This is a genomic window from Pseudomonas sp. S2_A10, from assembly GCF_054668465.1.
Map to the genome: position 1 here is coordinate 2,228,281 of NZ_CP162773.1, position 12,064 is coordinate 2,240,344.

The 12,064-nt window shown below is 60.8% G+C and carries 9 protein-coding genes; 5 read left to right on the forward strand and 4 right to left on the reverse strand.

The annotated features are described in order from the left end of the window. Window positions 1–185 precede the first annotated feature (185 nt). Genes AB4N41_RS10180 through rfbC form a run of 4 tightly spaced genes read right to left on the reverse strand, consistent with a single transcriptional unit; the run spans window position 186 to window position 4,413 of the window. Window positions 186–641, reverse strand: coding sequence for a thioesterase domain-containing protein (locus tag AB4N41_RS10180; protein ID WP_252877249.1), 456 nt, complete (start codon window positions 639–641; stop codon window positions 186–188). Next, window positions 638–2,020 (reverse strand): sigma-54-dependent transcriptional regulator, encoded by a 1,383-nt coding sequence (locus AB4N41_RS10185; RefSeq protein WP_041477494.1) that lies wholly within the window; start codon window positions 2,018–2,020, stop codon window positions 638–640. Before AB4N41_RS10185 ends, AB4N41_RS10180 begins: the two co-directional genes overlap by 4 nt. Beyond that, window positions 2,017–3,825 carry a sensor histidine kinase gene (locus AB4N41_RS10190; protein ID WP_252877250.1) on the reverse strand — a complete coding sequence of 603 codons (1,809 nt, stop codon included), beginning with the start codon at window positions 3,823–3,825 and terminating at the stop codon, window positions 2,017–2,019. Before AB4N41_RS10190 ends, AB4N41_RS10185 begins: the two co-directional genes overlap by 4 nt. A gap of 42 nt (window positions 3,826–3,867) precedes the next feature. Then, on the reverse strand, window positions 3,868–4,413 hold the full coding sequence (gene rfbC, locus AB4N41_RS10195) for a dTDP-4-dehydrorhamnose 3,5-epimerase (RefSeq protein WP_056787145.1): 546 nt from the start codon (window positions 4,411–4,413) through the stop codon (window positions 3,868–3,870). A 161-nt stretch (window positions 4,414–4,574) separates the two neighbouring features. Between rfbC and AB4N41_RS10200 the strand changes: the two genes are divergently transcribed. The 5 genes from AB4N41_RS10200 to AB4N41_RS10220 all read left to right on the forward strand — a co-directional run bounded on the left by AB4N41_RS10200 (window position 4,575) and on the right by AB4N41_RS10220 (window position 12,003). Further along, window positions 4,575–7,487 carry an aminotransferase gene (locus tag AB4N41_RS10200; protein WP_252877251.1) on the forward strand — a complete coding sequence of 971 codons (2,913 nt, stop codon included), beginning with the start codon at window positions 4,575–4,577 and terminating at the stop codon, window positions 7,485–7,487. Window positions 7,488–7,792: 305 nt separating this feature from the next. Further along, entirely contained in the window at window positions 7,793–8,671 is an 879-nt protein-coding gene (aguB, locus tag AB4N41_RS10205; protein WP_041477498.1) for an N-carbamoylputrescine amidase, read from the forward strand. Further along, entirely contained in the window at window positions 8,671–9,777 is a 1,107-nt protein-coding gene (aguA, locus tag AB4N41_RS10210) for an agmatine deiminase (RefSeq protein WP_252877252.1), read from the forward strand. Before aguB ends, aguA begins: the two co-directional genes overlap by 1 nt. A 245-nt stretch (window positions 9,778–10,022) precedes the next feature. Continuing rightward, on the forward strand, window positions 10,023–10,235 hold the full coding sequence (locus tag AB4N41_RS10215) for a hypothetical protein (RefSeq protein ID WP_016772156.1): 213 nt from the start codon (window positions 10,023–10,025) through the stop codon (window positions 10,233–10,235). A gap of 463 nt (window positions 10,236–10,698) precedes the next feature. Further along, complete coding sequence (locus tag AB4N41_RS10220; protein WP_150741768.1) at window positions 10,699–12,003, forward strand: OprD family porin; 1,305 nt, start codon at window positions 10,699–10,701, stop codon at window positions 12,001–12,003. Window positions 12,004–12,064 lie beyond the last annotated feature (61 nt).

Consider the following 12,064-nt stretch of genomic DNA (forward strand, 5'->3'; position numbering starts at 1 on the left):
ATTCCCCTCACCCCGGCCCTCTCCCCCAGGAGAGGGAGCCGACCGAGTTGTCTGGCGCTATGCATCGACCTGGAGAATCGAGTCGTGGATTCGGCGAAGCAGTTTCAGGTCGACGTAAATCTGTAGCATCCCCGTATCGGTTCCCTCTCCCTCGGGAGAGGGCTAGGGTGAGGGGCTGTTGATCTTCAACGGTGCAAAACGTACTGCCCGGTAAATCTCACCGCCTCGTCCTCACTTCCCGCATTCAGTATCCGCGTATCCAGCGTCAGCCGCGCCCGTCCATATCGCCGATACATCGCCACAAAGCGTTTCCACACCGCGGCCTCCGGCGCCGGGCAAATGGCCACGGCGTCTCCCGTCACCGGCAGCGGATAACTGATCTGTCCTTCCTGAATGACGATATGTCCGTCGGCAATCCCTTCTTCCTTCAAACGTAAATGCAACCAGCCCCAACCGGCCAGCACCGCTGCGCAGTACAGGCTGCCGCCAAACATGGTGCTCTTGTGATTGACGTTGGGCGCGAGGGGCAGGTGCAGGCTCAGTTGCTGCTCGCGCCACTCAAGCACCTCGAGGCCCATTTCGGCGGTCAGCGGAATGTCGTGATGCAGCACCGTTTGCAGGTATTCGCTTTCGCTGCTCATTCGTTGTCTTCCCCGTGGCTGCTGTCGCCGAAATTCAGACCGTGTTTGCGCAGCTTGTCATGCAGGGTCTTGCGCGGAATACCCAGAGCTTCGGCGAGGCTGCGCACCGAGCTGTGCGAGCGCGCCAGTTCGGCGGCTATCAACGATTTTTCGAAGTTTTCCACTTGCTCGCTAAGGCCGCCGCTGACCACTTCTACGGGCGCGCCGCCGCTGCCGTCAGCGCTGTTGTCCAGTGCCAGTTCAAGGCCGAGGGCGAAGCGTTCGGCGGCATTTTGCAGTTCACGTACATTGCCCGGCCAGGTGTGGCGCAGCAGCAGGGCGCGGTGTGCCGGCTGCAGCTCATGGGGCGGCAAGCCATGGCGGGCGCTGGCTTCATCGGCGTAATGCTGGAACAGCACCAATGCGTCTTCGCCCCTTTCGCGCAGCGGCGGGATGCGCAGCGGCGCGACGTTGAGGCGGTAATACAAGTCGGCGCGGAAGCGACCCTGATCCGCCGCCTGGCGCAGGTCTTCCTTGGTCGCGGCGATGACGCGGATGTCCAGCGGTATCAACTGATTGCCACCCAGGCGTTCAACAACGCGCTCCTGCAGCATGCGCAGCAGTTTCACTTGCACGTCCATGCTCATGCTTTCGATTTCGTCGAGAAACAGCGTGCCGCCGTTGGCGAATTCGAATTTGCCGATGCGGCGTTTCTGCGCGCCGGTGAAGGCGCCGGGCTCGTGACCGAACAGTTCGCTTTCCACCACCGATTCCGCCAGGGCGCCGGCGTTGATCGCTACGAACGGACCGTTGCGGCGGCTCGACAAGTCGTGCAGCGCGCGGGCCACGACTTCTTTGCCGGCACCGGTTTCGCCGAGGATCAGCACGTCAGCCTTGGTCGCCGCCAGCGCACCGATCTGCTCACGCAGGCGCAGCATCGGCGTCGAATGGCCGACCAGCCGCGCGCTCAATTCGTTGCGGTCGCTCAAGGCCAGACGCAGGCTGCGGTTGTCCAGCACCAGCCGCCGTAGCGCGAGGGCGCGACGGACGCTGTCGAGCAGTGCATCGCTGGCAAAGGGTTTTTCCAGAAAGTCGTAAGCGCCGGCGCGCATCGCCTGCACCGCCAGCGGTACGTCGCCATGGCCAGTGATCAGCAGCACCGGCAACTCGGGATCCTGTGCGTGCAATTCACTGAGCAGCTCGAGGCCGTCCATGCCCGGCATGCGAATGTCGCTGACCACCACACCTGGCCAGTCACGCTCAAGCTGTGCGGCGAGGCCCTTGGCTTCGGACAGCGGCAGAATTTTCAGGCCGGCCAGGTCCAGGGTCTGGCCGAGAGCCTGGCGCAAGTGCGGATCGTCGTCGATCAACACTACCTGGATGCGATTGTCGATGGTCATGCACTTCGATCCTCGGACGGTTGCAGGCTGACTCCGGGCGCGCCGGCGCGCAGGCGCAGGGTAATCAGGGCACCGCCTTGTTTGTGGTTGGCGAACGACAGCTCGCCACCAAAGGCGCGCATCAGCGTTTCACAAATGGCCAGTCCCAGACCCAGACCCTGTGTGCGGGTCTTGGTGGTGTAAAAGGGCTCGCTGGCGCGGCCAAGAGCTTCCATGCAGAACCCGGGGCCATTGTCGCGAATGTACAGATTGACGCCGTCGGCGGTGGCTTCGGCACTCAGCCACAACTTGCGCGGCGGGCCTTTTTCGGTGAGCGCATCGAGGGCGTTGGCCAGCAGATTGCCGAGCACCTGGCGCAGTCGGGTTTCGCCGGCCTCGACCCACAGCGTGGCTGCGGGCAAGTCGCGGATCAGTTCGACTTCCATGCTGCGGCGACGTTTGGCGAGTAATGCCAGCGCATCGTCCAGCGCCGGTTGCAGAGCGACGCTTTCCGGTGCGTGGCGATCGCGCCGAGCGAAGGCACGCAAGTGGGCGATGATCGAGGCCATGCGCCCGGTCAGTTCGCTGATCAGCTTGAGGTTGCCGCGCGCGTCCTCGGTGCGCTGATGATCGAGCAGCACTTCGGCGTTTTCCGCATAGCTGCGAATCGCCGCCAGCGGCTGATTGAGTTCGTGGCTGATGCTCGCCGACATGGTCCCCAGCGCCGACAGTTTGCCGGCCTGGACCAGATCGTCCTGGGCGCGTACCAGCTCCTGCTGGGCGTGCTCGCGCTCAAGCACTTCCTGCTTCAAACGGCGGTTGAGGCCTTCCAGATCGCTGGTACGTTCGGCCACCCGGCCTTCCAGTTCGCGGCGCGCCTTGGCCTCGAAGGCGATGCGCTCCAGATAATGCCGGCGACGTTGCATCATCAAACCCACCAGCAGCATCACCACCAACAGTGTGGCGCCGCCGATCGCGACCACCGTGCGCACCGGACGATCAATCAGCGTGCGCGGGGCGAGGATGCTCACGCTCCAGCCGGTCTCGGCGATGTCGTGGGTCTGCGTCAGCCAGGCGTCAGGGCTCAGGTTCAGCGGCCGGGGTTCACGGGTCGGGTAGGGCTGGATCGCGGTGATCGCGGCGCGCTCGGCATCGCTCAACTCGCGAGTGGAGCGGAAACGCCATTCCGGGCGCGACGTCAGGATGACCACGCCGTTATGGTCGGTCACCAGCAGTTGTTCCGGGGTTTTGCCCCACAGGCTTTCGGTATGGTCGAGGTCGACCTTGATCACCAGCACGCCGATGATTTTCTCGCCGTTGCGCACAGCAGCGGCGAAGAAATAGCCGCGTTTGGCCGAGGTGGTGCCGAGGCCGAAGAAGCGCCCGAGGCGCCCGGCCATGGCTTCACTGAAATACGGGCGGAAGGCGAAGTTGCGGCCGACGAAGCTGTCGCGTTTGTCCCAGTTCGACGCCGCCAGTGTCTGGCCGGACGTGTCCATCAGGTACATCACTTCAGCGCCGGTCTGCGCGGCGATGTTTTTCAGCAGGCGATTGGCGTTGCCTTGGGTCACGCCGTCGTCCGGCGCACCGAGCACCGCGCGCAGGGCCGGCAGATCGCCGAGAATCTGCGGCAACACTTCATAGCGATGCAGGGTGCCGAGCAGGTTGGCGACGTAGAGATCGAGGGTCTGGCGATTCTGCCCGGCGAGTTCGCTGCGGTAATAGCGCTCGGCAAGATGTTCCAGCGGCCACAGCAGCGGCGCCAGGCACAGGGCCAACAGCGCGAGGCTACGCCAGCGGGGTCTGCGGGGAAGCGGTGGTTTCATGTGCCGGATACGCCTGTAGGGACAGGCGCATTATGCCCGGCCTCAGGCGAAGACGTCAGCGTCCTTGAGCAGCGCAGCCGCCTGGTCCTTGGCCGACAGCTTCGGCGCTTCGTCCAGTTGCCAGTCGATGCCCAGCGCCGGGTCGTCCCAGCGAATGCTGCGCTCGGAGGACGGGTCGTAATAGTTGGTGGTCTTGTAGAGGAATTCGGCGAACTCGCTCAGCACCACGAAGCCGTGAGCGAAACCTTCCGGTACCCACAGTTGGCGATGGTTTTCCGCCGACAGGCGCACCGCCACCGACTTGCCGAAATGCGGCGAACTGCGACGGATGTCCACCGCCACATCAAGCACTTCACCCGCGGTCACGCGAACCAGTTTGCCCTGGGTGTTCTGCAACTGGTAATGCAGGCCACGCAGCACGCCTTTTTGCGAGCGCGAATGGTTGTCCTGCACAAATTGCGTATCCAGACCGGTGGCGTCCTGAAACGCTTTGGCATTGAAACTCTCGTAGAAAAAACCGCGCTCGTCGCCGAACACCTTGGGTTCGATGATCAGAACACCGGGCAGATCGGTGGTGATGACATTCATGAGGATTTCCATAGACAGGTGTGAATGGCCGACATTCTTGCGCAAAGTGCTGCAGGGCGCGAGCGTTCGGTTTGAATTGGGCCGTTCAGTCACGCTGGGGGTTGCGTAACCGCCAAGGCAATGGCGATATAAGCGCCTAATAAAATTTCAGGGGTCGTTTCATGCCGCTCGCCACGTTGATTCATCGCGCCAGTTTGCCCGGTCCGCAGGTTTCAGAGGCGCAGGCGCTGCAATGGCTGGCCGAACATTACGGGCTCAGCGGCACGTTGCAGGCGCTGGGCAGCCAGCAGGATCTGAATTACCGCGTCGACAGCGCAAATGGGCGCTTCGTGTTGAAAGTCTGTCGTGGCGACTACGCTCTTGTGGAACTGCAAGCCCAGCACGCAGGCCTCAATTATCTGGCCGAGCACTCGGCGATCAAGGTGCCGCGCGTCATCGCAGCCAATAACGGTGCGGATCTGTTGTCGTTGCAAGCCAATGGCGAAACGGTGCATGTGCGGTTGTTGGAGTACATCGACGGGCAGCCGTTGACCGATTTCGATCATCTTGGCCAGGACGTGGTTGCCGGGTTTGGCCGACTCTGTGGCGAGATGGATCTGGCGCTCGCAGGCTTCGATCACCCGGGCCTTGAACGCACCTTGCAGTGGGACGCGCGTCACGCCAACGCTTTGATCAGTCATCTGTTGCCGGTGATCTCGGACGTGCAGCAGCGTGCGGTGATCAGCGCTGCCGCCGAGCAGGCCGAGCGCCGTTTGCAGCCGCTGCTGGACAAGCTGCCGGTGCAGGCGATTCACATGGATATCACCGATGACAACGTCGTCTGGGCGCGTGATGCCCAGCGGCATTGGCAATTGCAGGGGGTGATCGACTTCGGTGATCTGGTGCGCACCTGGCGCATCACCGATCTGTCGGTAACCTGTGCGGCTTTGCTGCATCACGCCGATGGCGATCCGTTTGTCATCCTGCCGGCGGTCAAGGCGTATCACGCGGTCAATCCGTTGCAGTACGCAGAACTGCAAGCGCTGTGGCCCTTGATCGTGGCGCGGGCGGCGGTGCTGGTGCTCAGTGGCGAGCAACAGGTGAGCATCGATCCCGCCAATACTTATAGCCGCGACAATCTCAGCCACGAGTGGGAAATCTTCCGCGTCGCGACCTCGGTGCCACTGGAGCTGATGGAAGCGGCGATTCTCACCGCCGTGGGACAGACCGTGCCGGAGGCTGAAAACACAGAATTTGCACCATTGTTGCCCGGGCTGGTCGGGCGTGAATTTGCGCTGATCGATCTGGGCGTGTTGAGTCCGCATTTCGAAGCGGGCAATTGGGAGCAGCCGGGCATTGATCAGCGCTTGCTGACAGAAGCAGCAGCGGTCCATGGGCTGGCGGCGACGCGTTATGGCCAGTACCGCTTGTCACGCACCCGCCCGGACAGTGCGACTGAACCGGATACGTTCCCGTTGCATGTCGAATTGCGTGTGCCGACCGGAAGCGAGGTGCAAGCACCGTTCCCCGGCGTTCTGAATCAAGCGGCAAACGGGGCGCTGCAACTCGATGGCCCGCAGTTCAGCGTTCGCCTGTGGGGCGTGACGCCAGTTCTTGGCCATGACGCGGCACTGGATCGAGGCCAGAAGCTCGGTACGGTCACGGGCCCGCTGCTAGTGCAGATGTGCCGGGGAGCAGAACTCGACGCGCCGCTGTTCTGCACGCCGTCCCGTGCATCCGCATGGCAGGCGGTGTGCCCGTCACCGGCGACTTTGCTCGGGCTGGCCTGCGACGCCGAGCCTGAGCTGGACGCGCAAACCCTGCTCGAACGCCGCGATGCCAGTTTCGCCCGCACGCAAAAACACTATTACGTTAACCCGCCACGTATTGAACGCGGCTGGCGCAATCACCTGATCGACATGCACGGCCGATCCTATCTGGACATGCTCAACAACGTCGCGGTTCTCGGCCATGGTCACCCTCGGATGGCGGCGGTCGCGGCGCGGCAGTGGTCGTTGCTCAATACCAATTCGCGCTTCAACTATGCGGCGGTCGCCGAGTTCTCCGAGCGCTTGTTGAAGCTGGCGCCGAAGGGCATGGATCGCGTGTTCCTGGTCAACAGCGGCAGCGAGGCCAATGACCTGGCGATTCGTCTGGCCTGGGCTTTCAGCGGCGGGCGCGACATGATCAGCGTGCTCGAGGCGTATCACGGCTGGACGATCGGTGCCGATGCGGTATCGACGTCGATTGCCGACAACCCGAGGGCGCTGGAAAGTCGCCCGGACTGGGTGCATCCGGTGCCGGCGCCGAACACTTATCGGGGCGAATTCCGTGGCGCGGATTCGGCGCCGGATTACGTGCGCAGCGTCGAACATCACCTGCAAAAACTGGCCGAGCAAAAGCGGCAACTGGCCGGTTTCATCTGCGAGCCGGTCTACGGTAATGCCGGGGGTATTTCTTTACCGCCGGGCTATCTGCCGCAGGTGTATGAAAAGGTCCGCGCGCAGGGCGGGGTGTGCATCGCTGACGAAGTGCAGGTCGGTTACGGGCGCATGGGCCATTTCTTCTGGGGCTTCGAAGAGCAGGACGTGGTGCCGGACATCATCACCATGGCCAAAGGCATGGGTAACGGCCAGCCACTTGGCGCGGTGATCACCCGCCGGGAAATCGCCGAGGCGCTGGAGGCCGAAGGTTATTTCTTCTCGTCGGCGGGCGGCAGTCCGGTCAGTTGCCAGATCGGCATGGCGGTGCTGGATGTGATGGAGGAGGAAAAGCTCTGGGAAAACGCCCAGGTCGTCGGCGGTTACTTCAAGGCGCGCCTGGAAGCGTTAATCGATAAACATCCGCTGGTCGGCGCGGTGCACGGCTCCGGGTTTTATCTGGGGCTGGAGCTGATCCGCAATCGGCAGACGCTGGAACCGGCAACCGCCGAGACAGCGTTGCTGTGTGACCGCCTGCGCGAGTTGGGGATCTTCATGCAGCCGACGGGCGATGACTTGAACATCCTCAAGATCAAGCCACCGATGGTGACGTCGCGCCAGAGCGTGGATTTCTTCGTCGAAATGCTGGATCGGGTGTTGAGCGAAGGTCTGTAAGCAAGGCACATCCCCTTTGAGAGCGAGCCTGCTCGCGAAAGCTGTGTATCAGTCGCCACATGCGGTGACTGACACAGCCCATTCGCGAGCAGGCTCGCTCCCACATTTGTTTTAACTCTCAAGTTCGATTTGTATCGATTTAATTAGCGTTCAAGCGAAGAGATTACTTATTTATAGCTTTTAAAGCCGATATTTATCGGTTATAAATTCGCCATTGCTCCGGCATGGCGATCTCTTGTCCGGTGCGCGCGTTTTCTTTTCGGTTGAATTCTTCGACCGTCAAAGCACTAGCCCGGAGATGATTCATGAGCCGTATCGTTACCGTCGCCGCCACGCAGATGGCCTGTTCGTGGGACCTGGAAGCCAACCTCGAAACCGCTGAAAGACTGGTCCGTGAAGCCGCCGGCAAAGGCGCGCAGATCATCCTCATACAGGAACTGTTCGAGGCACCGTACTTCTGCCAGAAGCCCAATCCGGATTACCTGCAACTGGCAACGACGGTTGAAGAAAACGTCGCCATCAAGCATTTCCGGAAAATTGCCAAAGAGCTGCAAGTGGTGCTGCCGATCAGCTTCTACGAACTGGCCGGGCGTGCACGCTTCAACAGCATCGCGATCATCGACGCCGACGGCAGCAACCTCGGAATTTATCGTAAAAGCCACATTCCGGACGGCCCGGGCTATCACGAGAAGTATTACTTCAACCCGGGCGACACCGGCTTCAAGGTGTGGAATACCCGTTACGCGAAAATCGGCGTCGGCATCTGCTGGGACCAGTGGTTCCCGGAAGCGGCGCGCAGCATGGCCCTGCAAGGCGCGGAAATTCTCTTTTATCCAACCGCGATCGGCAGCGAGCCGCACGACAAGACCATTTCTTCGCGCGATCACTGGCAGCGAGTGCAGCAGGGCCATGCCGGCGCCAACCTGATGCCGCTGGTTGCCAGCAACCGCATCGGCAATGAAGAGCAGGACGGCTACGACATCACCTTCTATGGCTCTTCGTTCATCGCCAACCAGTTCGGCGAAAAAGTGCAGGAGCTGAATAAAACCGAAGAAGGTATTCTTGTGCACACGTTCAACCTCGACGAGCTGGAACATATTCGCAGCGCGTGGGGTTCATTCCGCGACCGCCGGCCGAATCTGTACGGCGCGTTGAAAACCCTCGACGGTTCCCTGGAGTCCTGATGACCACATTGAAAAGTACCCCGCGCGCCGACGGCTTCTACATGCCGGCCGAGTGGGCGCCACAAACCCAGACCTGGATGATCTGGCCCGAGCGCCCGGACAACTGGCGTCTGGGTGGCAAACCGGCGCAGGCCGCGCACGCCACAGTGGCCAAAGCCATCGCCCGCTTCGAGCCGGTGACCGTTGCCGTCTCCGCCGGCCAATACGAAAACGCCCGCGCGCGCCTCGATGTGCCGAATATCCGCGTGGTGGAAATGTCCAGCGACGATGCCTGGGTTCGTGACAGCGGCCCGACCTTCGTTATCAATAACCATGGCGAAGTGCGCGGTGTGAACTGGGATTTCAACGCCTGGGGCGGTTTCGATGGCGGCCTGTATGCACCGTGGAACCGTGATTCGCAGGTCGGCGGCAAGATCCTCGAGATCGAGCGCAGCCCGCGCTACCGCACCGAAGGTTTCGTGCTCGAAGGCGGCTCGATTCATGTCGACGGCGAAGGCACGCTGATCACCACCGAAGAATGCCTGCTCAACCGCAATCGCAACCCGCACCTGACCCGAGAAGAAATCGAAGCCGTACTCAGCGACAACCTGTCTGTGGACAAGATCATCTGGTTGCCGGATGGCTTGTTCAACGATGAAACCGACGGCCATGTGGATAACTTCTGCTGCTACGTGCGTCCGGGCGAAGTGTTGCTGGCCTGGACCGAAGATCCGCAGGATCCGAACTACCCGCGCTGCCAGGCCGCGATGCAAGTGCTGCAAAGCAGCACCGACGCCAAGGGCCGCCCGTTCACGGTGCACAAAATGCCGATTCCGGGGCCGCTGTACGCGACCGAAGAAGAGTGTGCCGGCGTCGATGCGGTGGACGGTTCGCAGGAGCGCAATCCTTCCGTGCGCCTGGCCGGCTCCTACGTGAACTTCCTGATCGTCAACGGCGGCATCATCGCGCCGAGCTTCGACGACCCGATGGATGCCCCGGCCAGGGAAATTCTGCAGAAGCTGTTCCCGCAGCACGAAGTGGTGATGGTGCCGGGCCGTGAACTGTTACTGGGTGGCGGCAATATTCACTGCCTTACCCAACAGCAGCCAGCGCCGCACAAAGAGTGAGTTGAGTCGTAACAGCTTGAGTTGATTCACAAATCATCCAGGCAATGATTAGCTCGCTCTGCATGAAAGCAAGCCCGCGGCCCGTCAGGACCGCGGGCTTGTTTGTATCCGCCGGTCGACATTCGAGTCGCCTTGGCATAGCTCTTGTATTGCTCCTGATGCACTAGGGAGGGAGGGGAACTTCAACAGTTCTGTCACAAACCTTGGATAACGTAGCCGCTCACGAACGGGGAGAGAGCGCTGAAATGAACGCCGAAGTGAACGTAATCAGCGAGCGGACTGTGCATCCCATGGCCGTCAACGGCGAATCGCTCCAGCTTGTCGCGCACTGGTTGAAGTCCAATGGAACGCGTCAGATCAGACAACCTGATCCGCGCCGGATGATGATCGAGCGTTACCCCGCTGGCCTGTTCAGCGAGGCCGAGCTGGAAGCCTTGTGGGATGTGATGGAAGGATAGGAACAATAGGGATTGGTAAAAGCGCTGCCGGGATGGCGGCGCTTTTTTTGGCCTGATTTTTATCCACAGGCATTCAAAGGTGGGAGCGAGCCTGCTCGCGAAGACGTCAGCCCTGCCAATGACTTCATCGAATGATCCACCCATTTCGCAAGCAGGCTCGCTCCCACGGTTCAGAACTCCCTGCTTAACCTCATTTTTCTGCAACAGCCCAGCAAAAAAATTACGTTTCTTAGACGTTTTTCGCCTATTTAAAGACGATTCTTGAAATTGACACACAGTTCAGGGCGCGGCTACGATTCGGCCCAACGCCTGTGGCTAACCGCCATGACTCAAAATAAGGAGCAGGCCCGCCATGACGTTAACGTCGGCGGGCTTTTTTGTTTCGGGGTGAATACAAGAGTGCAGAAAGCGCCGTTTCAGCCGTTCGACACAGCGCGTTTCAACCCGTAATAAGGAAAACAAAATGTTGAACAAGCGAATCAGTCTGATCGCACTGGGGATGTTGAGTGCTACACAGGCCATGGCTAACGACCAGGCCGAATCCAAGGGTTTCGTTGAAGACAGCAGCCTTAAAGTGCTGTTGCGCAACGCCTACATCAATCGTGATTACAAAGACGGTAACAAGGACAAGGCCGAATGGGGCCAAGCGGCCATCGGTACGTTCTCGTCGGGCTTCACCCAAGGCACCGTTGGTGTCGGCGTGGACGCTTTCGGTCTGTACGCATTGCGCCTGGACGGCGGCAAGGGCCGTAGCGGCGCCGGCGGCATCGACTTCTTCAGGCAGGAAAATGATGGTCGCGCGAACCACGACATTGCCAAGGGCGGCGCAGCGGTCAAATTCCGTGTTTCCAACACCGTGTTGACCTATGGCGACCAGATGCCGGCCCTGCCGGTGCTGAGCTACGACAACGTGCGTCTGCTGCCGGAAAGCTATACCGGTACTTTGATCACCTCCCGTGAGATCAAAGGCCTGGAATTGAACGCCGGTCGCTTCACCGCCGAATCGCGCAAGAGCGATGAAGGCCGTGACAGCGGCGGTCTGAAGTCGATCAACGTGTTGGGCGGCAGCTATCAGTTCACCGAAAACTTCAAAGGCGCGCTGTACGCCTCCGACGTTGAGGACGTCTTGAAGAAACAGTACGTGAACGCCAACTATGTGATTCCGTTCAACAAGGATCAGTCGCTGACCCTGGATTTCAACGGCTATCGCACCAAGCTGGACAGCTCGTACGTACGCGAAAACACCGTACCGGGCGAAAGCATCGTCACCGGTCGCGACAACAAGATCTGGAGCCTGGCAGCCACCTTCGCCACCGGCCCGCACTCGTTCACCGTGGCACACCAGCGTTCCACCGGCGACAGCAACCTCGGTTATGCCTACGGCGGCTACCAGAAAGATCAGGGCCGTGTCGGCGACGGTGGTAACTCCATCTATCTGGCCAACTCCTACTGGTCTGACTTCAACGCCGAAGACGAACGCAGCTGGCAGCTGGGTTACGGTCTGGACTTTGGTTCGTTCGGCGTTCCGGGTCTGAGCTACAACTTCGCTTACGTGCGCGGCGACAACATCACCACGTCCACCAGCGAAGGCGGCACCGAGCGCGAAATTTTCAACCAGTTCAAGTACGTCGTGCAGAGTGGCCCGGCCAAAGACCTGAGCGTGAAGTTGCGCAGCTCGATCCTGCGGGTGTCGCAGAAATCCAGCGAGTACAACGTCAGCGGTAACGAGCTGCGTGTATTCGTGGACTATCCGATCAACATCTTCTGATGATCGATCCGCTGTAAGAAAAATGAGAAAACCCCGATTCGTTCGGGGTTTTTTTTCGCCG